We start from the raw sequence: 20,756 nt of genomic DNA, 5'->3' as shown, positions 1-20,756 counted from the left end.
AAGCCAAGGCGTATTGGAGGGCCTGGAGGCGACCATTTCGTCCCCGCCTCGCAGGCATTGTCATTTCGAGCCGGCAGCCTCGGCGGGAGTGATTTCCACCCAGTCCGGGCTGACTGGAAGAAACAGGCCCGGCGCCATGTCCGGGAAGGCATTCTTGCCGACCTCGATCTTCTGCATGGCCGCATCGGGGTACAGTTCCGACGCGACCGGATCGGTGGTCAGGAAGGCATTGCGCAGCAGGATCTTCTTCTCCGCCGGCTTCTTGCCGTCGAGTATGTCCACCGCGAGTTTCAAGGCCTCGGCCGACAGATAGGCAGGGTTGGGCGCAAGGATGCACTGGGCGCCATGGGTCTGCGCACAGGTCGTCGTCGTCAGGTTGAACGGACTGCCGGTGATGGGAACGATCGGACGACCGGCGTCCTGCAGCGCCTTGATGGCTCCGGCGCCATAGCCCTGGACGAAGATGGCGTCGACTTGCGGGTGCGCCGCCAGCAGGCTGGCGACGCCGGCCTGTTCCGGTCCCAGTGCATAGTCGCCGTTGAAATAGCCGACAACTTCAATGCCGGGATATTTCTTGATGACTTCCTCGAAACCACCCTGCAGTTGGGCGGAGATCGGAGCACCGGCAAGTCCGCGGTCGACGAGGATCTTGCCCTTGCCGCCGAGTTTCTTGACCAGCCATTCGGCCTCCACGCGCGGTGCCCGGCCCCAGTCGGACTCCATCGTGTAGGCGCAGGGCGCGCTGACGATCTGGTCGAAGGCGATGACCACGATGCCGGCCTTGCAGGCCTTCTCGATCGTCGGGTTGAGCGCTTCGCCGGAGCCCGCGTCGATCACGATGGCGTCGGGCTTGTTGCGAATGATGTTGTTGAGGGAATTGATCTGCGCCTGGACCGTGGTCTCGACCACCTCGACCTTGAGGTCGACGCGGCCGGCTAGCGGCGGCTTCTTGACCGCGATGTCGGCGCTGCGCAGCATCTGCTGGCGCCAGTCGTTGCCGACGAAATTGTTGGACAGGTAGATGGTGTAGGGCTTCTTGTCCTGTGCATTGGCCGGCACGGCATCGATCGACAGCAAAGTCGCCGCGACAGCCGCGAGGCCGGCGAAAAATACGCCTGCTTTCATGATTTCCTCCTCCCGTGTTTGGTATCGGCCGCGCGAACGCCGCCGATATCGGACGGGGCCTGCGCATCCACGTTCGATCGTGGTTTTCGGGGCAGCCTTCATCCTAGCTATGATGCTATTATAATTTTATAAAGCTGTCCATGGCCGTGGCGAGGAAATCCGCGCGGGCACGATCCCCGATCAGGTGTCTCGATCGAACCCCTGTCGGGTTCAGGCCAGGTCGTTCGGCGCGTCGTAGCTGATGCTGAACAGGTCGGCCGGATGACGCGCGATGGTGAACTCGATGCTCTGCTGGTCGGCCGACTGATAGAGCATCTCGACGCTGAGGATCGCGCTGCCCTGCGCGACGCCGAGATCTTCGGCGATGGCCTCGTCGGCGATCTCGGCACGGACCGTGACATGGGCGACGTCCAGCCGCAGGCCGAGGTGCCGTTGCACGGAACGAAAGATCAGCACGTCGGAAAAATCGTCCCGTTTCAGCTTCGCCCCGACGGAAGGCGGGAAATAGCTGGTGATCTGCGCCTTCTTCTGCGCGCCCACCGACAGGATGCCGCGCAGGCAGTAGCCTGCCTCGTCCTTGCCCATGCCGAAATGGCGCTGGAGCACGGGCGAAACCTCCTTGCGGTAGGATTTCACCGTCAGCTTCGCGTCCTTGGTGAAGGCGGCCATGTCGGCGAAGTTCTTGAACTTCCAGCTCAGATTGACCGAGGGATTGCGCGCCGCCACCACGGCCGGCTTGGCCGAGCGTTTCCGGATCAGGCCGTCGGCCTCGAGATCGCGCAAGGCCTGGCGTACGGTGATCAGGCTGACGCCGAAATGCTCGGCGATGGTCGCTTCCTTCGGCAGCTCGCCGCCGACCGGAAAGGTGCCGTTGCCGATCGGCTCGCGCAGGATGTCGGCGAGCTGCCGGTAAAGCGGCCCATTGGCGCGGCCGAGCGTGCGCTTGGGAAGACTTTCGATGGTGGGAACGGAATGGTCCATGTGCCTCGTCGCGCCTGTGTCGAAGCTTTTATAATAGCTTCCTTGGCCCGAGGCTAGGCAACGTCGGCAACGATCAACCCTCTCAGACGAAGAGCCGAAGCGGGCGTTCGATGATCGACTTCAGGGTGGCGAGCCAAGCGGCGGCGTTTGACTCATCGACGCTTGCCGCATCCGTTGTCAGCAGGCACTCGGCTTGATTGCCGGCCGTGTCGAGCGAAACGGTCAAGCGCATGGCGCGGCCGGGCAGAAGTGGCATCATAATCGGCCGAATGTCGGTTGCGGGGAGACGCCGTAGAGATAGAACCGCGAACTTTCCCGCGTCGTCGCGGTCGCCACGCAGCAACGCAAGCCGCGCTGCGCGCATCGATGTCAGGGATATCTCCGGAGCCGTCGCGAACACTGCTTGCCGGCCGCGCAGTTCCAATGCCACGGAAGCATCGGCGACCCGATCGATATCAGGGGATTCAGCGAATGCTCGACCTGCCGCACGCAAGAGCACATCATCGATGTCGAACACTCTCCCTGTACTTCCCAGCGCGGCCAGAAGGTCTTTCAGAGCGCCCAGTGCTATCGATGTGGCAAAGGCGGCGATGCTGGATGCGGCGACGGAAGGGGAGGCTGGAGCGGCCTCGACAGCAGGCTGACCGACAGGCCCCGCGGGCGCGGCGAAGCTCAGCACGTCGGCGGCCAGGATGCGCCCAGCCGGACCGCTGCCTCGAAGCGTCTCGAGCGGCAGCGCACGCTCGCGCGCCAGCCGGCGGGCATATGGGGAAACCGCAAGACGCCTCGCCTGCACCGCCGCTGCGTTCATTTCAGATACTCGGAATTGACGCAGTTGGTGAGCCGGCCCTCGTCAAGATAGGCGTGCACGACTTCGATCGATTTCAGCCTGAGGTCGCTCATCGATGCCGGGCTGTAGAAGGCGGCGTGCGGGGTGATGATCAGGCGGTTGGCGATCCACGGCTCGCGATTGCGCCACGCCGCCAGCAGCGGATGGTCGAGATCGCCGGGTTCGTTCGGCAGCACGTCCAGTCCGGCACCGCTGACCGTGCCGTTGCGCATCGCCGTCGCCAGCGCGTCGAGATCGACGATCGGGCCGCGCGCGGTGTTGATGAGCACGAGGCCTGGCCTGGCGGCGGCGAAGGCCTCGGCGCCAAGCAGCTTGCGGGTTTCTTCGCTGAGCGGTGCGTGGACACTCACCACATCCGCCCGCCCCATCAACTCCGGCAGCGAATGGACGCGTTCGTAACCGGTCGACAGATCAACGCCGGACAGGAGGTGCGGATCATAGAACACCACCTTCATGTCGAAGGCGGCGGCACGGCGCGCGGTGGCGAGCCCGATACGGCCGAGCCCGACAATGCCGAAGGTGGCGCCCCTGTGCCTTCTCACCAGCGGCGCCTTGGAAAAATGCCAGCCTTCGGCTCCATGGCTGGAGAGCTCCGCGCCATAGGCCGAGGTGCCGCGTGTCAGCGCCAGCATCAGGCCGATGGCGTGGTCGGCGACCTCGGTCGTGCCATAATCCGGTACATTGCAGGCCGGAATCCGGCGCGCGCCCCAGCCCGCGGTGTCAATGTTGTCGAAGCCGACGCCGGAGCGCACGGCGATGCGTGCCTTTGGAAAGGCCGATGGGGCGGCGGCGACATTGTGGGTCGGCGAATAGTTGATGACGGCGTCGGCCGTCTCGCAGGCGGCCGGATCGAGCGTCGCGGCCTTGTCATTGGTCGAACGGGCGAGGATGAACTCGATGTCGGGATAATGCTCGCGCTCGAGTTCGGCCTCGTCGGCGGCTTGCCAGTTGGCGCACAGGATCTTCATGCCGGTCCTTCGGATCGCTTGTTGGGATGATCTATTTCTTGATGCCGCCGATGCGGCCGCCCATCGGCACCACCGCGCCGACCGGCTGATCGATCGCCGCGAGCGTGCCGCTGACGGGAGCCTCGATCTCGACCACGGCTTTGTCGGTCTCAATCTCGGCGATCAGCTCGCCCTCCCTGACCGTATCGCCGACCGCCTTCAGCCACTTGATGACCGTGCCTTCGCTGACGGTGAGGTCCCCGAACGGCATGGTCACCGGCTCGTCGCCGCTGGAAGCAGCCGGCGACTGGGCCGCTGGGGCAGGTGGGAGTGCCTTGACCGGGGCAGGTGCCGGTCTGGCCGGCGCGGCATTCTTCAGGCCGACCGTGTACCAGTGATCCGGCACCGGCGGCTGACCTGCGATGACGTCGCGCACGCCTTGCGCGATGCGCGCGGTGTCGACCAGCATGGCGCGCTCCAGCACCGGCGCGAAGGGATGCGAGGTCGGCGCCGTGTGCAGCCTTCCGGGCGGTGCGTCGAGTTCGTCGAAGGCGAGTTCGTTGATGGCCTGCGCGATCTCGCCGCCCAGCCCGCACATCGCCCAGGCTTCATCGACGATGAGCAGGCGATGGGTCTTGCGCACGCTGGCGACGATGCTGTCGATATCGAGCGGCATGATGGTGCGCGGATCGATCACCTCCGCCTCGATGCCTTCGCCGGCCAGCGCTTCCGCGGCTTCAAGGGCGCGCTGCACCATCTGGCCGGCGGCGACGATGGTGATGTCGGTGCCGGCCCGGGCGATGCGCGCCACACCGAATGGCACAAAATGCTCGCCGACCGGCACCTCGCCTTTCGAGGCAAACAGCGCCTTGGGCTCCAGCATGATGACGGGATCGCCGGCCCGCAGCGCGGTCTTCATCAACCCCTTGGCATCCGCCGGGGTCGAAGGCACGCAGACGATGAGGCCGGGCATATGGGCGAAGATCGGATGGTAGATGCCGCTGTGATGCGGCCCGGAACTGCGCAGCGCGCCGGCACCGACGCGCACCACCATAGGCGCGCTCATCAGGCCGCTGGTCATGTAGCGCAGCTTGGCGGCCTGCAGAAAAATCTGGCCGGCGGTCTCGAAGGCGAAGTCGGCGAACATCAGATCCGAGACGGTCCGCGCGCCGGTGGCTGAAGCGCCGACGGCGGCGGCGGTAAAACCCTGTTCGGAGATCGGCGTATCGACCATCCGTTCGGCGCCGAACTCCTGCCACAGGTTCTTGGTGTGCGCGAAGCTGCCGCCGCGCTCGCCGGTGCCCTCGCCGAAATAAAGGATCGCCGAATTGGCGCGCATTTCCTCGGCGATGCCGTCGCGTACCGCCTCCAGCCAGCCTTGCATGCGCGTCTCGCCGACCGCGCGCGGCTGCAGGGCGGCGGGTGGATTGATCGGGTCGGCGAAAACATGCAGGCGCACGGTGGCCGGATCAGGCTCCGGCGAGTTGCGGGCGAAGGTCAGCGCCTGCTCGACCACGGTCTCGATCCGCGCCTCTATTGCAGCAAGCGCCTCGGCGTCGGCAATGCCGTAGTCCTCGATCAGTTTCCTGCGGAACATGTCGATCGGATCGCGCTTGATCCAGGCGTCGAGTTCCTCCTGCGTCCGGTAGGTGCCGATGATCGGATCGCCTTCGTGGTGGCCGACCGTGCGATAGGTCTTGGCCTCGATCAGTGTCGGGCCCTTGCCGGCGCGGGCGCGCTCGGTGGCTTCCTTCATCGCCAGCCAGACGGCGAAGACGTCGTTGCCGTCGACGGCGACGCCGGGCATGCCGTAGGACGCGGCCTTGCTGGCGATCTCGGGATTGAGCGTGACGGATTTGAGCGGCGTGGCGGTGGCGTAGAGATTGTTCTCGCAGATGAAGACGGCGGGGGCCCGCTGCACGGCGGCGAAGTTGAGCGCCTCGTGGAAGCCGCCATGGTTTGCGGCGCCATCGCCGAAGAAGGCGACGCCGATACCGTCGCGGCCCTGCTGGCGCGCGCTCATGCCGATGCCGACGGCATGGCCGATGCCGGCGGCGACGATGCCATTGGTGCCGAACAGGCCGACCGAACGATCGTAGAGATGCATGGTGCCGCCACGCCCGCCGCAGATACCATCGGCCTTGCCGAACAACTCGGCCATCACACGGCCGGGATCGGCGCCCTTGGCCAGCGCATGGCCGTGCCCGCGATGGGTCGAGGTCACCCAGTCGGTTGCCCTGAGATGCGCGCAGACGCCGACGCCGGTCGCCTCCTCGCCGATATAGAGATGCAGGAAACCGGGCGTTTCGCCCTTGCGGCAGGCGATCTGGGCGATGCTTTCGAAGCGGCGCAACAGCACCATGCGTTCGAACAGGTCGAGCAGGATTTTCCGGTCGGGCAGATTTGACGCACTTCTGGAATCCTCGCGTGCGCGCGCCGCAGACATTGCCACCAAAGCCTCCCTGAATGCGTCTGGCGCCGGGCGGCAGAGCGCCGGCGGCGGGCTTGTTGGTCACCCGCTTCAACGCATCATAGATTATAATAGCATAATGTCTACTGGCTCTGACCGAGCCATGCGAAAGCCTAGAGTCTGGTGATCCGCACGGCTGCGTCAGGCCGCTGGAACAGCTCCGGCCGCAGGTTGAGCCCAAGGCCCGGCCCTTCGAGCGGCGCGACATGACCGTCCTTGACCGGTGGGACGTCGGCGACGATCTCGGTGTACCAGCCGGTGAAATAGGCGCGTACCGCTTCCTGGTAGTTGACGTTCGGCAAGGTCGCCGACAAGGCGCAACTCGCGGCGTAAACGATCGGCCCGGTGCAGTCGTGCAAGGTGACAGGCAGTTCGCTGGCTTCCGCCATGTTGGCGATCTTGCGCGCCTCGGACAGGCCGCCGCACCAGGCGAGGTCGATCATGATCACGCTAGCCGCGCGCTTGTCGATCAACTGCTTGAACATCTGCCGCGAGGCCAGCCTTTCGCTGGCGGCGATCGGGATGGAGGTGTGGCGGGCGAGCTCGGCCATGGCGTCGAGTTCGTTGTAGCGGATCGGCTCTTCCAGCCAGGCGACGTCATAAGGTTTCAGCGCCTCGGCGATGCGCAGCACCGGCGGCAAGGTCCACAGCCCATGCAGTTCGACCATGATCTCCATGTCGCGGCCGACGGCGTCGCGGATCTTGTGGAAGGGCTCCAGCGCCTTGTCGAGATCGACGAGCGAGATGCGGGTGCCGTTCGAGGCTTCGGCGGCGATGTCGAACGGCCAGATTTTCATGGCGACAATGCCTTCCGACTTCAGGCTTTTGGCGAGATCGCCGGCATTGTAGCGCCAGGCGAGCAGGTCTTCATACGGACCTTCATTCGAATCGCCCGATTTGAGCGACCAGTCCTCGCCGCGCTCGAAAAGGGCATTCTTCTTCGTGGCGCGGACATGTTTGTAGCCGGCGCAAGTGTTGTAGATCGGCACGGTCGCGTGGGTGCGCCCGCCAAGCAGCCGCCAGACCGGCTCGCCGAGCGCCTGGCCATAAATGTCCCACAGCGCGATGTTGACGGCGGAATTGCCGCGCACCTCGGCGCCGGAATCGCGCGCGCCGACATAGACGCTGCCCAGCGTACGGTCGTGCAACTCGATGTCGCGCGGGTCCTTGCCCAAGAGATAGGACGCGACATTGTCGTGGATGTAGGCGGCGACCGGCCCGGGCGCCCAGAAGGTCTCGCCGGTGCCGACGAGGCCGGCGTCGGTGTGGACGCGCAACCAGAACAGGAACGGGAATTCCGCCAGCTGCAGCGTTTCGAGCGCGACGACTTTCATCTTTTCCTCCCAACTCCCGCCGATACTACAGTGCAGGGAACAATAGCACATAGCCGTTGACAGCCATTTATGGTACCGGTATCAATTTCGTCAAGATCGCCTCCGGGAGGGTGTTCGCTTGCCTGCCGAAAATCGAAACAAGATGCCGCTCAGGGCGCTGGTCACCGGCGCCGCCGGCGGGCTCGGCCGCGAGGTGGCGGTTCAGCTGGCGCGTCGCGGCTGTTTCGTCGCGGTCACCGATATCAACGGCGATGGACTTGCCGAGACCGCCAGGCAGATCGGCGAAACCGGCACGCAAGCCGAAAGCATCGTCAGCGATTTCACCGGGCAAGGCGTACCGGAAGCGGCGGTCGAAAAAGTGGTCGCGCGCTGGGCCGGTATCGACATCCTGGTCAACAATGCCGGCTATGGCGTGATCGAACCCTTCCTCGACGCCACCTTCAAGGCCTGGACTCGTACGCTGGCGCTCAATGTCACAGCCCTCGCCATGGCCTGCAAGGCGGCGGGCCGCGTGATGCGCGAGCAGCGCTCGGGGCGCATCATCAACATCACCTCGCCGGGCTCGCGCATGGCATTACCCGACTACACCGCCTACACGGCGAGCAAGGCCGGCGTCGATTCCATCACCCGCGCCGCGGCAGTGGCGCTCGCGCCCTATGGCGTGCTGGTCAACAGCCTGGCGCCCGGCATGATGGATACGGAAATGCAGCGCTCGACCGAAATCGACCTTGCCCGTGCCAATGGCCGCAACGATTTGCAGGCCTTTCTCGATGAGCGCACCCGCCGCATCCCACTCGGCCGCCGCGCCGAAATCGCGGAAGTCGCCGAAGCCGTGGTGTGGCTCTGCCTCGACGCGCCAAAATACATGACCGCCGAGCGGCTGAACATGTCGGGCGGACTCGACAAGGACTGATCCGGATGCTGCGAAACTCTCCTCCCAGCAGCGCCGATATCGGCGCGCTCGAAAGCAAGGCGACGCTGCTGCGCCGCCATATGCTGACCATGGCGCGCGGTCAGGGCCAGGGCTATGTCGGCCAGGGCCTCGGCATCGCCGACACACTGGCCGCACTCTACTTCCACGAACTGCGCTACGACCCGCACAATCTCGGTTGGCCCGACCGCGACCGTTTCCTTTTGTCGACCGGGCATTATTCCATCGCTTTGTGGGCTGCCCTGGCCGAAGCCGGCATCATTCCGATAGATGAGCTTGTCACCTACGGCGCCGACGACAGCCGGCTGGAAATGTCGACGCTCGACACCACGCCCGGCGTCGAAATGATCGGCGGTTCGCTTGGCCATGGGCTGGGGCAAGGTGTCGGGCAGGCGTTGGGCCTGCGCGTCGACCGTTCCGACGCGCGGGTTTTCGTCGAGCTTTCCGATGGAGAGATGCAGGAAGGATCGACCTGGGAAGCAGCCATGTCGGCCAGCCATTTCAAGCTCGACGGGCTGGTGGCGCTGATCGACTGCAACGGCATCCAGGCCGATGGGCCGATGGTGCTCGACATGGAGCCGGTGGCCGACAAATGGCGCGCCTTCGGCTGGCAGACATCCGAGATCGACGGCAATGACATGACCGCGGTGGTTGGCGCGCTGGCGGATGCACGCAGCCGCAACGGCAAGCCGAAGGCGATCGTCCTGCGCACACGGCCCGGCAAGGGCGTGCCGCGCATCGAGACCGCCGAGAAGTCGCACTTCTTCCGCATCGACGTGGCGCAGTGGGATGGCATCATCGCCGAGTTCGAGAAAACCGTGGGAGCGGGCCAATGAGCGGCGCGGCGATGGAGGCCGGCCGCACGCTGGCCATGGGCCAGGACGAGGCCGTCGGCGGCGGACGGCGCAGCGTGGATGCGCCCTTCGGCCGGGCATTGGCAAGGCTCGGACAGAGCCGCCCCGACATTGTCGGTCTGACCGCCGATCTCGGCAAATACACCGACATCCTGCCATTCCGAGACGCCTTCCCGGAGCGCTTCTTCAACGTCGGCATGGCCGAGCAGAATCTGGTCGCCGCCGCCGCCGGGCTGGCGCGCACCGGCAAGGTGCCGTTCGCCACCACTTACGGCGTGTTCGCGACGCGGCGCGCCTATGATTTCGTCGCCATCGCGCTCGCCCACTCCAATCTCGACGTCAAGATCGTCGCGGGCCTCCCCGGTCTGACGACCGGCTATGGCGGCACCCATCAGGCGATCGAGGACCTGGCGCTGATGCGCATGATCCCGGGCCTCACCATCATCGATCCCTGCGATGCGACCGAGATCGAGGCCGCGACCGTGGCCATCGCCGACCACCGGGGACCGGTCTACATGCGGCTGCTGCGCGGCATCGTGCCGGTCGTGTTGGAGCCCGGTTATGTCTTCGAGATCGGCAAGGCGCGCCGCCTGCGCGAGGGTAGCGATGTCGGCATCATCTCGACTGGCCTCATGACCGAAAGGGCATTGGATGCAGCCAATGCTTTGCAAAAACAGGGCATCGCTGCCGGTGTGCTGCATGTCCCGACCATAAAGCCGTTCGACACCGAGGCGGTGGCCGAATTCGTCGCGTCGGTTGACCGTATCGTGACAGTGGAAAACCACGTCGTGGTCGGCGGCCTGGCGAGCCTTGTGGTCGAGACCTTGTTCGGTGCCGGCATCGCGAAGACAGTGACGCGCATCGGCCTGCCGGATCGCTATATCGAATGCGGCGCGGTGCCGACCTTGCAAGCGAAATACGGGCTGACGACCGAGGCCGTCATCGCGACCATCGCCGCATTGAGCTAGGATTCTAGCATGAAGATTACAGAGATCGAGACCTTTGCCGTCGGCGCCGGCTGGAAGAACTGGCTGTTTGTCAAAGTGGATACCGACAAGGGCATCGACGGGATCGGCGAAGGCACGCTGAACGGTTTCATCAAGACCACCGAAGCCGGCGTGCACGAGTTGAAACATCTCGCCATCGGCCAGGACCCGCGCCGCATCAACGCGCTGGCCAAACGCATGCTGGACAGCGTCTCGCTCGACGGCGGCCACATCCACCGCACGGTGATCGCGGCCATCGAGGTCGCCTGCTGGGACATACTGGGCAAGAGCCTCGGCGTGCCGATCCATCAGCTTCTCGGCGGCCAGGTGCGCGACAGCGTGCTCGGCTACGCCAATGGCTGGTATCGCACCGAGCGCTCGCCGGAGGCTTTTCTCGATGCCGCCAGAGCAGTGCTGGCCAAGGGCTTCAAGGCATTCAAGCTCGACCCGTTCGGCACCGCCCAAGGTTTCATTTCGCGCGAGGAGCTGGAGCTTTCCTACGCGATCTGCCGGACCTTACGTGACAGGCTGCCCAAGGACACGCTAATCCTGATCGACGTGCATGCGCGCTTCACCGAGATCGCGGCACTGCAGGCGGCACAAAAGTTCGCCGACCTCGACATCTACTGGTGGGAGGAGCCGACCTCGCGCGACCGTCAGGAGACCGTGCACGAAGTGGCGCACCGCTCGCCCATCCCGGTGGCGACGGGCGAGATGTACGACACGGTCGGTCAGTTCTACACGCTGGCGGCCGGTGGCGGCGTCAACATCTTCCAGCCCGAACCGATGTCGCTCGGCGGCATCGGGCCGTCGATGCAGGTGGCCAATCTGGCGCTTGCCCACGGCAGCCATATCGCGCCGCACCAGAGCGGCGGGCCGGTGGCGACGGCGGTGTGCCTGCAACTGGCGGCGGCGGTGCCGAACTTCCTCATCCAGGAACATTTCGACGCCTTCAACGACCCCTGGACGCGCGATCTCGTGAGCTGGCATCCGACCGTCAATCCCGACAATGGCCATCTGTCGCTGCCGGACGCGCCGGGGCTCGGCATCGACCTCGACATCGACGCGATCAGGGATCATCCCTACGATCCCAACGCGTACCTCAATGTCCACGCGGAAGGCTGGGAAAAGCGGCTGGGACGCGGGGAAGAGGCGGGGAAGAAGACGCCTTGATCAAGCGCTTTCGCGGTCGACGATCTCGAAGCCGAGGCTGGTGATGGTCGGCACCTTGGTGTCGCCGCCGAGCTTTGCCAGCAATTGCCGCACGGCGCGCCGGCCCATCTCGTAGCGGTTGACCTTCACCGTGGTCAGCGGCGGATGCAGCTGCGCGGCCAGATCCATGTCGCCATAGCCGGCGATGGCGATTTTTCCAGGCACCGCCCAGCCGCGCCGGTGGCATTCCTGCACGGCGCCGACAGCGAGTGTATCGCTGGAAAAGAAGATCGCGTCGATATCCCTGTGGCGGGAGGTCAGCGTCACCAGCGCTTCGGCGCCGCCTTGCGCGGTGATCGGCACCTCGACCTCCAGGTCGGCATGGTTCTTGAAGCCGAGTTCGGTCAAGGCCGCGTGGTAGCCGGTGCGGCGTTGCTGCAAGCGGTCATTGCCGTGGATCGGCGTCGAGACGAAGCCGATGCGCTTGTAGCCCTTGGCCGCCAGATGCATGGTCATGGCATAGGCGGTCTCGAAATTGGAGACGCCGACCACCATGTCGATCGGCTTGCGGCCCTTGATCTCGGAGATCTCGACCACCGGTGCGCCGCTGCTCTTCAGCAGCGCGCGCGCCGTCTCGCTTTGCACGAAGCTCTGCAGGATCATGCCCACCGGGCGCCAGCCAAGCAGATTGCGGATCGCCTTCTCCTCGGCCTCCTGCGTGAATTCACCTTGCACCAGCAGCATCGAATAGCCGCTCTCGTGGCATTCGTCGGACATGCCTTGCACCTGTTCGGCTATGCCCGAATTGATCAGCGGCGGCACAACCGTGCCGATCATGCGGCCATTGCCGCGCATGCTGGAGGCCAGCCGGTTGGGCACGAAGCCGGCCTGCTCGATCGCCTCCAGCACCTTGGCGCGCGTCTCCGGCGACACCATGTCGGGATTGGACAGCGCACGTGACACCGTCATCGGCGCAACGCCGACACGCTTGGCGATCTCGCGGACGCCGAGGCGCTGCGGCTTTTTCTCGCCCGCCGGCGGCTTATCGGTCATCACCCTGCTCCAAGAGAGCGCGATCCACCAAGGCAAGGTCCCACGGATCACATCAGTCCATTCATAGCGGTTGCCGCGAACGCTTTCCAGCGACGCGACGCGCTGTCGCGAGGCATGGAATTTCATCGTTGACAAGTTATAATATTATAATCTTAATGATGATGAGGAGCGCGCCGGGATCGGCGCGGGTGAATGGAGCCGGTGGCGGGATCCGGCAACAGTCGGCGCCAGGGAGGTGAGGATGAACAGTGCGGCTGAGCTGAGCTCGCCGCCCCGGGACGCGCAATCGTTCCGGCGGCGACTGATCGGCTTCATTGCCGTCGGCGAAGTCGGCGTGCTGGCGGCGATGGCGCTTCTGATCGCCTTCTTCTGGTTGCTCGAGCCGGCTTTCCTGTCGGAGCGCAACATCCGCGCCATTCTCAACGTCGTCTCCTTTGTTGGCATCATCGCCATCGGCCAGACGGTTCTGCTGGTTGCCGGCGAGTTCGACCTGTCCGTCGGCTCGGTCGCGGGACTGTCCGCGGTGGTTGCCGCCAAGCTGATGACCGCGGCCGCCTTGCCGGTGACCGTCGGCATTCTGTGCGGCATCGGCGTCGGCGCATTGATCGGCCTGCTCAACGGCTTGATTGTCGTCAGGCTCGGCATTCCAGCCTTCATCCAGACACTCGGCATGCTGTTCATCGGCCAGGGGCTGATCCAGGTGGTGACGGGAGGCTATCCCGTCTATCCGCTGCCGGAGGCGATCAATACGATCGGCGGTACGGATCTCGCCTTCGGCCTCGGCTGGAGTTTCGCCTTCTTCATCATCGCGGCGGTGGCAGCCGATTTCGTGCTGCGGCGCACCGTGCTCGGGCGCAACATCTATGCCACTGGCGGCAACAAGGAAGTGGCGCATCTCGTCGGCATCAACACCAATGCCTGCAAGATCGGCGCCTTCATCACCGTCGGCGCGCTGTCGGCGATCGCCGGCATGTTCGTCATGGCCGATCTCGGCAGCGGCGGCACTTCGATCGGCAGCGGCTGGGAATTGACGGTCATCGCCGGTGTCGTGGTCGGCGGCGTCAGCCTGTTCGGCGGCGCCGGCACGGTCGCCGGCGGTGTCGTCGGCATCCTCATGCTGAAAGTGGTGCAGAGCGGCCTCGTCGTCATCGGCGTCAACTCCAACTGGCAGCAGATCGCCGTCGGCGTGATCATGGTCATGGCCGTCGGCCTCGACATAGTGCGCCGCCGCTACTTCATCGCCGGGGCTTGAACCGGCCAGGATATTGCGCCGGCAAAAAATGCCGGTGAACCATGGGAGGTAAGGCATGAAAATTCAGGTGAAGAAAGGGCTGATCCGGGCCGCATTGGTGGCGGCGACAGTCGCCACCTCGCTGGGCGTGGCGGGCCTAGCGCGGGCGGCGGATGTGCATCTGCTCTGGGTACAGGCGATGAAGGATCACCCGGTGCACAGGCTGATGCAGGCGGGTTTCCTCAACAAGTGCAAGGAGCTCGGCTACACCTGCGAGGTCGTCGGCGATCCGAGTGCCACCAACTGGGATATTCCCGCGACGCTGCCGCTTGCCGAAGCGGCGCTTGCCCGCACCAAATACGACGCCATCGGCGTCTACGGGGTGGATCCGGCGATCTATTCCTATATCACCAAGCTTGCCAAGGAGGGTTTCCCGATCGTCACCTGGCACGTGCTGCCGCCGGAAGGCACCGTCAATGGGCTGAAGGCTGCGACCGGCGAGAACATCGCCGAGGTCGGCGCCAATGCGGCCATCGCCATCGGCGACAAGCTCGGCGGCAAGGGCACCGTGGCGCTGACGCAAGGCGCTTCCAACGACACCGAGAACGCCATGTCGGATGCCTTCCGCAAGACCATCGCGGCAAAGTACCCCGGCATCAAGGTGCTCGACACCCAGATGGAAGGCTTCGAGCCGTCGGCGGCCGAAGCCAAGGCGGTGGCCATCCTGCAGGGCAATCCCGACGTGACCGCCGCCTTCGGCACCACCGGCAACAGCATCCAGACCTGGTCGGGCGCCGCCCGCAAGGCCGGACGCGACGTCGTTATCATCGGCATGGACTATATCAGGCAGAACCTCGACCTGGTGAAATCGGGCGCCGCCTACGGCATCGTCGCGCAGCCGCTCTATGAGGAGAGCGCCAAAGTTGCCGAACTGCTCGGCGACCTCGCCCAGGGCAAGACGGTTCCCTACAGCAATCCGTTGCCGGCCAAGGTGATCACCGCAGCCGACCTTGACCCCTATTACAAGATGCTGGACAGCGCCGGCCAGTAACACCTGCCGCCGGGCCCGCATCCTGCGGACCCGGCAATATCTTGAGGGACCACTGTGTCGACCACCCAAGCGCCGCTGTTTTCAGCCACCGCGATCGCCAAGAATTTTGGCGGCGTGCAGGCGTTGCGCGGTGTCGATTTCGACGTGGTGTCTGGCGAAATCCACGCTCTGCTCGGCCAGAACGGCGCCGGCAAGTCCACCCTTGTGAAGATCCTCAATGGCGTGCATCCGGCCGGCTCCTACACCGGCACCATCCAGCTCGACGGCCGGCCTGTCAGCTTTGCCTCGCCGGCCGATGCGCGGTCGAACGGTGTCGGCTACGTGCCGCAGGAAATCGAGGTGCTCGAACAGCTCTCGGTCGCCGAGAATGTCTTTGCCGGCCGCACCGGTCTGGGCGACGGCGTGCTTGTTCACCAGCGGAAGCTCGAGCAGCGGGCGGCCGAGATCTTTGCCGATCTCGGCATCGATATCGAACCAAGGGCCTATGTCGCATCGCTGACCTCGGCGCAGCGTCATCTGGTGATGATTGCCCGCGCCATCGTCATGAAGCCGCGCGTGCTGATGCTGGACGAGCCGACCGCTTCGCTCTCCGGCACCGAAGTCGACGCGCTGTTTGCCGTGCTGCGTCGGCTCAAGGCACAGGGCGTGGCGATGATCTACATCACCCATCGCCTGCCGGAAGTGCTCGCCATCTGCGACCGCGCCACCGTGCTGCGCGACGGCCAGGTGGCGGTGCGCATTGCTCGCGAGGATTTTGACGCCGAGACCTTCATCTTCTCGATGTCCGGGCAAAAGTTGCAGCGGCTGTTCCCCGAGCATGCTGCGCCTGTCGGCGCACCGACCGCGCTGGAGGTTCGCCGTCTCAGCGTCGCCGGTCACGGCGGTGCCGTCCATGGCGCGAGGGACATCAACCTGTCCGTCGCCGCCGGCGAGATCGTCGGATTGGCGGGACTGCTTGGCTCCGGCCGTAGCGAGATCCTGCATGGCATTTATGGCCGCGTGCCGGCAGAGGGCGAGATCCACGTCGGCGGTAAGGAGGTATCGATCAAATCGCCCGCCGATGCCCGCGCGGCCGGCATCGCTTTGCTGACCGAGGATCGCAAGCGTGACGGCCTGCTGTTCAACCTGCCGGTCGGCGCCAACATCACCATCGGCAATCTCGTGCCCCTGTCGCGGCACGGCGTGGTGCGCGGCGGGCTGGAGCGCAACGCCATCGTGGCCGCCATGCGTGCGCTCAACGTCAAGGCTTCGTCGCCGCAGGCCTCGGTCACCCATCTGTCGGGCGGCAACCAGCAGAAACTGCTGTTTGCCCGCGTACTGATGCGGGCGCCGAAGGTGCTGCTGCTCGACGAGCCGACCAAGGGCGTCGACGCGGCAACCCGGCATGAGATCTACCGGCTCGTGGTCGAGTTGGCCGACAAGGGCGTCGCACTGCTGATCGTCGCGTCGGAACTCGAGGAATTGATTGGCCTTTGCGACCGCTGCCTGGTCGTCGCCGACGGCCGCATCGTCGATGAATTCGGCCGCGGCGAAGGCGGCGAGGATCGCGTCTTGCGTTCGGTCACCGCAGCGCAGGCCGAGCGTCAGGCACAGGTTTCCGCATGACATTTGTCGGCAAACGCATTTTCGTCACCGGCGCCGCGACCGGGATCGGCCGGGCAACGGCGGAATACCTTGTCGCCGACGGCGCCAAGGTCTTTGGCGCCGGGCTGGACGGCGATGACGGCAAGGCACTGGCGAGCCGTTATGGCGAGAGCCAGCTGATCTTCCGGGAGAGCGACCTCACGCGCGAAGCGGACGTCCAGGCAGCCGTTGCGGCGGCGACTGAACGGTTCGGCGGGCTCGACGCGGTCGTCAACTGCGCCGGCATCTATCCGACCGGCAAGCGGCTGGAAGAGCTTTCCGACGAGGACTGGGACAGGACCATATCAGTCAATCTGACGGCCATTTTCCGCGTCTGCCGGGCGACCTTGCCGCTGCTGCGCGCGGCCGGCGGCGGCTCGATCGTCAACATCGCCTCCGTCCATGCCGACGCCACCGTTCCCGGTGTGCCCGCCTATGCGGCGACCAAGGCGGCGGTCGTCGGCCTGTCGCGGCAGATGGCGCTCGACTATGCCGTCGACCGCATCCGCGTCAACGCCGTGCTGGTCGGCTCGGTCGCCACAAGAATGACGCTCGACGGCCTGGAAGCGGCCGGCGGCGCGGAGGCGCTGGGCCTGTCTTTCGAACCGAACCGGATCGCCCGCATCGCCAACCCTTCGGAGATCGCCACGGCCATCGGCTTCCTGATCTCGGATGCCGCGTCCTTCGTCACCGGCAGCGCCATGCATGTGGACGGCGGCCTGCTGGCTCGGCTGCTTTAGATTGCAGCGCAAAGGGCATGAACGAAACAGTGCCGGCTGCACTTTGCCCCTGGCCAAGCACGATGACGCCCTCTTCCGGATCATCCCATCGGCCGCGGTTGAAGGCGCCGGAGGCATTGGTCTGGGGTTCGATGCAGAAAAACGGTTTTGTCGGGTCGGCATAGAGCATCAGGTGCCTGAAGACCTGGTCGGCCGTGATCCGCAGCCCCACACCACGCGAGGGAAAGCGGATGATCGCCTCGCCGCCCCAACCACCATAGTCATTGTTGCGCCAGCCCGCTGGCAATGGCCGGCCTTCGGCGAAGTCGAGTTCGGGTGGCAGCATGATCGGGTCGCCGGAAACGCCATCGGGCTCCTCGAGATAGAAACGCTTGGCCTTGAATTGCAGAGTGACGTCCGGATCGCGATCGAACCAGGGGTGCAGGCCGAAGCCGAACGGCAGGGAAACCGGTCCGGTGTTGGTCAGCGTCATGGTCACATCAAGCCCTTCGTCGGAAACGACGAAAGCCTGCGTCGCGCGATAGGAAAAGGGTTCGCCGGCGGCAGCGATATCCAGCGCCAGGGTCACGCTACCGGCTCCTGCCTCGACGACAGTCCAGCCATGCTGCCAGCCGCTGCCATGCACGTTGAATTTTTCCGGCGGATTGTTGGGCAGGACCTGCCAACGCTTTGACCTGAACTCAAAGGCATTTCCGGCGATGCGGTTGGCATAGGGCGTCATCGGGAACATGGCGACGCCCAGCACGTTGTCGGCCTCGCGATCGCCGTCCGAAAGCCGGCGCATCAGATCGATGCCGCGCCAGCGCAGCGCACTGACGGAGCCGCCGATTTGCGGCACCAGCCCGACCTCGATTGCGCCGGCCTTCAGCGTCAACGGTTCAGAAATTGCGCCCATAGCCCGCCATCCATCCCCCGTCGACGCCTAGCATCTGGCCCGTCGTATAGGTGTTGAGTGGATCGCAGAAGAACAGCACGGCCGCAACCGCTTCCTCGATATTGCCGGCGCGGTTGACCGGGACATGGCTCAGCATCGCCTTGTCACCCGAAACCATGGTCTCGTCCTCGACCAAGCCGACGCCGACGGCATTGACCAGGATTTTGGGGCCAAACTCCATGGCCAGCGTGCGCATGCCGGTCAGGATCGAGGCGTTCTCCATGGAAAAGCGCGGATGGCGGCGCATCGGCATGCCGGCAGTCACCGAAAGCAGGAAGACGATGCGTCCGCCGCCGCGCTCGGTCATGGCCACCGCCGCCTTGCGCGCGGCCGCATACAAGGTGCCGGGATTTTCGGCCGTGCTTCCCGGACGCAGCGGGCATGATACCAGAACGATGTCGGGGGACAGGACGCCGGCGGGCCGCGCCCCTTCGAGGACGCGGCCGCCATTGGCGCGCAAGGCGGCGAGTGCCGCCTCGGCAACCGGATTGCTCGCGCCTTCCCGTTCTATTGTCGAGCCGGTGAGATCGATTTCCATGGCCCCGCTCACATCATGTATCCCGCCGTCCAGCCGCCATCGACGGCCAGCACCTGCCCGTTGACATAGCTGGCGGCCGGCGAGGCCAGGAACAGCACCGCCTCGGCGATCTCTTCCGGCCGGGCAGGCCGGGCGAGGGGCACATGGGCGAGGAATTCCTGCGTGCGCCCGGCGAACTTGCCGTCCTCGCCATAGAACAGCTTGGCGGTCAGCGCCGTCATCACCGATCCCGGCGCGATGGCGTTGGTGAGAATGCCCCTGGCGCCGAGCTCGATTGCCATCGACCGCGTCAGATGGATGATGCCGGCCTTGGCAGCGACGAACGGGCTTTGCAGCCGCATGGCGGCGAGCCCGACGACGGAGGCGATGTTGACGATGCGCCCGCCCTTGCCGGCGGCAAGCATCGGGGCCAGTGCTGCCCGGCTCATGATGTAGAGGCCATCGAGGTCGATGCCGGTGATACGGTCCCATTCGTCGGCCGGGAACTCGTCTAATGTGACGCGATGCGCCAGCGTGTTGACGCCGGCATTGTTGATGAGGATGTCGAGGCGGCCAAAGCGCTGCATGAGCGCGGCGATCGCGGCGTCCACCGATGCGGGATCGCGGATGTCGGTGGTGCAGGCCATCGCATCGCTCAACCCGGCCGCGACCTGGCTTGCGCCCTCGCCATTGATGTCGGCGACGACGATCGCCGCGCCATTGTCCGACAGGCGTTTGGCGATCGAACTGCCGATGGCGCCGGCGGCTCCCGTGACCAGCGCTACCTTGCCTCGCAAATCGCAGCGCATGTCCCGTCAGCCTCCCGCAGTACAGGTTATGCTATTATAATAATCTGGCGGCAGGAACAAGCAGCTACACGGGCGGGCGGGACTTATTCCGCTGCCGCCCCGACCGCGCCCTTGCGGGCGGCATCGACCATCCGCCGGCGCGCCCGGAACACGCCCCATTGCTGGTCGACCAGCACGCCAACGAGGATGACGCCCCCCATCACCGCGAAGTTGAGCGAGGAGGGGATGCCGAGCAGGTTGACCAGATTCTGCAATTCCTGCAGCAGCACCGTGCCGAGGAGGACGCCGATCAGCGAGCCCTCGCCGCCGCGCAGCGAGAAGCCGCCGAGCACCGCGGCCGCAATAGCGTAGAGCTCGTAGAACTGGCCGTGGCTGGCCGGCGAGATCGAGCGCGTGTACATGGCGAAATAGATCGCAGACAGCGCGGTGAGCACGCCGCAGATGACGTAAGCCGCCATGACGACGCGCCCGGTGCGGATGCCAGAATATTTCGCCGCCTCCTCGTTCTTGCCGATGGCGTAGAGATAGCGCCCAAACACCGAGCGGTGCAGCACCACCCACATGACAATAGCGATGACGATCAGCGCGAAGAAGGAGTTCGGCACGCCCCAGGAGCGGCCGGCGGTCAGGAATTCGAGATCGGGAAAATTCTGGCCGAAGGCGAAGCCCGCCGTGCCGTCGGCGGTGTAGAAGCGCGCGACGCCACGATAGATCAACAGGCCGCACAGGGTGACGACGAAGGGCTGCAGCTTGAGCCGCGTGATCAGCCAGCCATGCGCCAGCCCAATGATGGCGCCGAGCACCAGGATCAGCACGAAGGCGATCGGCCATCCCATGCCGCGCACGGCGATGAAGTCGATGAACAGCGTGCCCAGCAGCGCGACGACGGAGCCGACGGAGAGCTCGATGCCGCCGGTGATGATGACGAAGGCCTGGCCGATCGACAGGATACCGAAGAGACCGATGAGGTTCGAGGTGTTGGCGAGATTGATCGGCAAGAGGAAGCGCGGATTGATGATGGCAACGATCGCTCCGACCACCAGGATCAGGATCAGCAGGCCGAGATCTTTCTTTGTCATCGCCGTCTCCGCTTAGCTAAAGCGCGTCGCGCGCTTCAGCTCTTTGTTTATGCATGCCGTGCCGCAAAACCGAGGGCCACTTTTGCGCG

The 20,756-nt window shown here is 65.2% G+C and carries 19 protein-coding genes; 8 read left to right on the top strand and 11 right to left on the bottom strand.

Features of this window, described 5'->3' with window-relative positions; translation table 11 throughout:
• Window positions 1–60 precede the first annotated feature (60 nt).
• The 6 genes from EJ077_RS29230 to EJ077_RS29205 all read right to left on the bottom strand — a co-directional run bounded on the left by EJ077_RS29230 (window position 61) and on the right by EJ077_RS29205 (window position 7,707).
• Window positions 61–1,125: a sugar ABC transporter substrate-binding protein gene (locus EJ077_RS29230; RefSeq protein WP_208698280.1), complete on the bottom strand. Its 1,065-nt coding sequence runs from the start codon at window positions 1,123–1,125 to the stop codon at window positions 61–63.
• A gap of 210 nt (window positions 1,126–1,335) precedes the next feature.
• Window positions 1,336–2,106 (bottom strand): GntR family transcriptional regulator, encoded by a 771-nt coding sequence (locus tag EJ077_RS29225; RefSeq protein WP_208698279.1) that lies wholly within the window; start codon window positions 2,104–2,106, stop codon window positions 1,336–1,338.
• A gap of 82 nt (window positions 2,107–2,188) precedes the next feature.
• Window positions 2,189–2,917, bottom strand: coding sequence for an E3 binding domain-containing protein (locus EJ077_RS29220; RefSeq protein WP_208698278.1), 729 nt, complete (start codon window positions 2,915–2,917; stop codon window positions 2,189–2,191).
• Window positions 2,914–3,924 (bottom strand): C-terminal binding protein, encoded by a 1,011-nt coding sequence (locus EJ077_RS29215; RefSeq protein WP_208698277.1) that lies wholly within the window; start codon window positions 3,922–3,924, stop codon window positions 2,914–2,916. The genes EJ077_RS29220 and EJ077_RS29215 overlap by 4 nt, the downstream gene beginning before the upstream one ends.
• Before the next feature lie 31 nt (window positions 3,925–3,955).
• Window positions 3,956–6,349 (bottom strand): thiamine pyrophosphate-dependent enzyme, encoded by a 2,394-nt coding sequence (locus EJ077_RS29210; protein WP_245458815.1) that lies wholly within the window; start codon window positions 6,347–6,349, stop codon window positions 3,956–3,958.
• Window positions 6,350–6,486: 137 nt separating this feature from the next.
• Complete coding sequence (locus tag EJ077_RS29205) at window positions 6,487–7,707, bottom strand: mandelate racemase/muconate lactonizing enzyme family protein (protein ID WP_208698274.1); 1,221 nt, start codon at window positions 7,705–7,707, stop codon at window positions 6,487–6,489.
• 118 nt (window positions 7,708–7,825) lie between these two features.
• Between EJ077_RS29205 and EJ077_RS29200 the strand changes: the two genes are divergently transcribed.
• From EJ077_RS29200 to EJ077_RS29185, 4 genes are read left to right on the top strand one after another with little or no spacing between them, the layout of a single operon-like run.
• Window positions 7,826–8,620 (top strand): SDR family NAD(P)-dependent oxidoreductase, encoded by a 795-nt coding sequence (locus EJ077_RS29200; protein ID WP_208698272.1) that lies wholly within the window; start codon window positions 7,826–7,828, stop codon window positions 8,618–8,620.
• A gap of 5 nt (window positions 8,621–8,625) precedes the next feature.
• On the top strand, window positions 8,626–9,474 hold the full coding sequence (locus EJ077_RS29195; RefSeq protein ID WP_208698270.1) for a transketolase: 849 nt from the start codon (window positions 8,626–8,628) through the stop codon (window positions 9,472–9,474).
• Complete coding sequence (locus tag EJ077_RS29190; protein WP_208698268.1) at window positions 9,471–10,460, top strand: transketolase family protein; 990 nt, start codon at window positions 9,471–9,473, stop codon at window positions 10,458–10,460. The genes EJ077_RS29195 and EJ077_RS29190 overlap by 4 nt, the downstream gene beginning before the upstream one ends.
• A gap of 9 nt (window positions 10,461–10,469) precedes the next feature.
• Entirely contained in the window at window positions 10,470–11,651 is a 1,182-nt protein-coding gene (locus EJ077_RS29185; protein ID WP_208698266.1) for a mandelate racemase/muconate lactonizing enzyme family protein, read from the top strand.
• Here EJ077_RS29185 and EJ077_RS29180 read toward each other — a convergent pair whose 3' ends face one another.
• Window positions 11,652–12,683 (bottom strand): substrate-binding domain-containing protein, encoded by a 1,032-nt coding sequence (locus tag EJ077_RS29180; RefSeq protein ID WP_135882664.1) that lies wholly within the window; start codon window positions 12,681–12,683, stop codon window positions 11,652–11,654. It lies immediately after the preceding gene.
• Between the two features lie 241 nt (window positions 12,684–12,924).
• On the opposite strand from EJ077_RS29180, the gene EJ077_RS29175 reads away from it, so the two are divergent.
• The 4 genes from EJ077_RS29175 to EJ077_RS29160 are packed head-to-tail and all read left to right on the top strand — an operon-like array spanning window position 12,925 to window position 17,328.
• Window positions 12,925–13,935, top strand: a complete 1,011-nt coding sequence (locus EJ077_RS29175; RefSeq protein ID WP_208698264.1) for an ABC transporter permease — start codon at window positions 12,925–12,927, stop codon at window positions 13,933–13,935.
• Window positions 13,936–13,990: 55 nt separating this feature from the next.
• Window positions 13,991–14,965 (top strand): sugar ABC transporter substrate-binding protein, encoded by a 975-nt coding sequence (locus tag EJ077_RS29170; protein ID WP_135917658.1) that lies wholly within the window; start codon window positions 13,991–13,993, stop codon window positions 14,963–14,965.
• Between the two features lie 54 nt (window positions 14,966–15,019).
• Window positions 15,020–16,570, top strand: a complete 1,551-nt coding sequence (locus tag EJ077_RS29165; protein WP_208698262.1) for a sugar ABC transporter ATP-binding protein — start codon at window positions 15,020–15,022, stop codon at window positions 16,568–16,570.
• A complete protein-coding gene (locus EJ077_RS29160; protein ID WP_208698260.1) occupies window positions 16,567–17,328 on the top strand; it encodes an SDR family NAD(P)-dependent oxidoreductase in 762 nt (253 codons plus the stop codon). Before EJ077_RS29165 ends, EJ077_RS29160 begins: the two co-directional genes overlap by 4 nt.
• Here the strand turns inward: EJ077_RS29160 and EJ077_RS29155 are convergent.
• The 4 genes from EJ077_RS29155 to EJ077_RS29140 form a co-directional block, all read right to left on the bottom strand.
• On the bottom strand, window positions 17,276–18,223 hold the full coding sequence (locus EJ077_RS29155) for an aldose 1-epimerase (RefSeq protein WP_208698258.1): 948 nt from the start codon (window positions 18,221–18,223) through the stop codon (window positions 17,276–17,278). The two genes, EJ077_RS29160 and EJ077_RS29155, sit on opposite strands and share 53 nt — an antisense overlap.
• Window positions 18,207–18,800 carry an SDR family NAD(P)-dependent oxidoreductase gene (locus EJ077_RS29150; protein WP_208698256.1) on the bottom strand — a complete coding sequence of 198 codons (594 nt, stop codon included), beginning with the start codon at window positions 18,798–18,800 and terminating at the stop codon, window positions 18,207–18,209. The genes EJ077_RS29155 and EJ077_RS29150 overlap by 17 nt, the downstream gene beginning before the upstream one ends.
• A gap of 8 nt (window positions 18,801–18,808) precedes the next feature.
• Complete coding sequence (locus tag EJ077_RS29145; protein ID WP_208698254.1) at window positions 18,809–19,588, bottom strand: SDR family NAD(P)-dependent oxidoreductase; 780 nt, start codon at window positions 19,586–19,588, stop codon at window positions 18,809–18,811.
• 83 nt (window positions 19,589–19,671) lie between these two features.
• Window positions 19,672–20,667 carry an ABC transporter permease gene (locus tag EJ077_RS29140; protein ID WP_135917671.1) on the bottom strand — a complete coding sequence of 332 codons (996 nt, stop codon included), beginning with the start codon at window positions 20,665–20,667 and terminating at the stop codon, window positions 19,672–19,674.
• Between the last annotated feature and the right edge of the window lie 89 nt (window positions 20,668–20,756).

The sequence above is a fragment of the Mesorhizobium sp. M8A.F.Ca.ET.057.01.1.1 genome (assembly GCF_003952565.1).
GTDB lineage: Bacteria > Pseudomonadota > Alphaproteobacteria > Rhizobiales > Rhizobiaceae > Mesorhizobium.
Note: the sequence above shows the minus strand (reverse complement) of the source record. Positions and strands in the feature narration are given on the sequence as shown.

What these genes read in the sequence shown, in the direction of transcription:
- EJ077_RS29155 (WP_208698258.1), bottom strand. Translation starts at nt 18,223, where the DNA reads ATGGGCGCAATTTCTGAACCGTTGACGCTGAAGGCCGGCGCAATCGAG.
- EJ077_RS29215 (WP_208698277.1), bottom strand. Translation starts at nt 3,924, where the DNA reads ATGAAGATCCTGTGCGCCAACTGGCAAGCCGCCGACGAGGCCGAACTC.
- EJ077_RS29180 (WP_135882664.1), bottom strand. Translation starts at nt 12,683, where the DNA reads ATGACCGATAAGCCGCCGGCGGGCGAGAAAAAGCCGCAGCGCCTCGGC.
- EJ077_RS29225 (WP_208698279.1), bottom strand. Translation starts at nt 2,106, where the DNA reads ATGGACCATTCCGTTCCCACCATCGAAAGTCTTCCCAAGCGCACGCTC.
- EJ077_RS29220 (WP_208698278.1), bottom strand. Translation starts at nt 2,917, where the DNA reads ATGAACGCAGCGGCGGTGCAGGCGAGGCGTCTTGCGGTTTCCCCATAT.
- EJ077_RS29140 (WP_135917671.1), bottom strand. Translation starts at nt 20,667, where the DNA reads ATGACAAAGAAAGATCTCGGCCTGCTGATCCTGATCCTGGTGGTCGGA.
- EJ077_RS29190 (WP_208698268.1), top strand. Translation starts at nt 9,471, where the DNA reads ATGAGCGGCGCGGCGATGGAGGCCGGCCGCACGCTGGCCATGGGCCAG.
- EJ077_RS29145 (WP_208698254.1), bottom strand. Translation starts at nt 19,588, where the DNA reads ATGCGCTGCGATTTGCGAGGCAAGGTAGCGCTGGTCACGGGAGCCGCC.
- EJ077_RS29170 (WP_135917658.1), top strand. Translation starts at nt 13,991, where the DNA reads ATGAAAATTCAGGTGAAGAAAGGGCTGATCCGGGCCGCATTGGTGGCG.
- EJ077_RS29195 (WP_208698270.1), top strand. Translation starts at nt 8,626, where the DNA reads ATGCTGCGAAACTCTCCTCCCAGCAGCGCCGATATCGGCGCGCTCGAA.
- EJ077_RS29230 (WP_208698280.1), bottom strand. Translation starts at nt 1,125, where the DNA reads ATGAAAGCAGGCGTATTTTTCGCCGGCCTCGCGGCTGTCGCGGCGACT.
- EJ077_RS29205 (WP_208698274.1), bottom strand. Translation starts at nt 7,707, where the DNA reads ATGAAAGTCGTCGCGCTCGAAACGCTGCAGCTGGCGGAATTCCCGTTC.
- EJ077_RS29150 (WP_208698256.1), bottom strand. Translation starts at nt 18,800, where the DNA reads ATGGAAATCGATCTCACCGGCTCGACAATAGAACGGGAAGGCGCGAGC.
- EJ077_RS29185 (WP_208698266.1), top strand. Translation starts at nt 10,470, where the DNA reads ATGAAGATTACAGAGATCGAGACCTTTGCCGTCGGCGCCGGCTGGAAG.
- EJ077_RS29210 (WP_245458815.1), bottom strand. Translation starts at nt 6,349, where the DNA reads ATGTCTGCGGCGCGCGCACGCGAGGATTCCAGAAGTGCGTCAAATCTG.
- EJ077_RS29175 (WP_208698264.1), top strand. Translation starts at nt 12,925, where the DNA reads ATGAACAGTGCGGCTGAGCTGAGCTCGCCGCCCCGGGACGCGCAATCG.
- EJ077_RS29160 (WP_208698260.1), top strand. Translation starts at nt 16,567, where the DNA reads ATGACATTTGTCGGCAAACGCATTTTCGTCACCGGCGCCGCGACCGGG.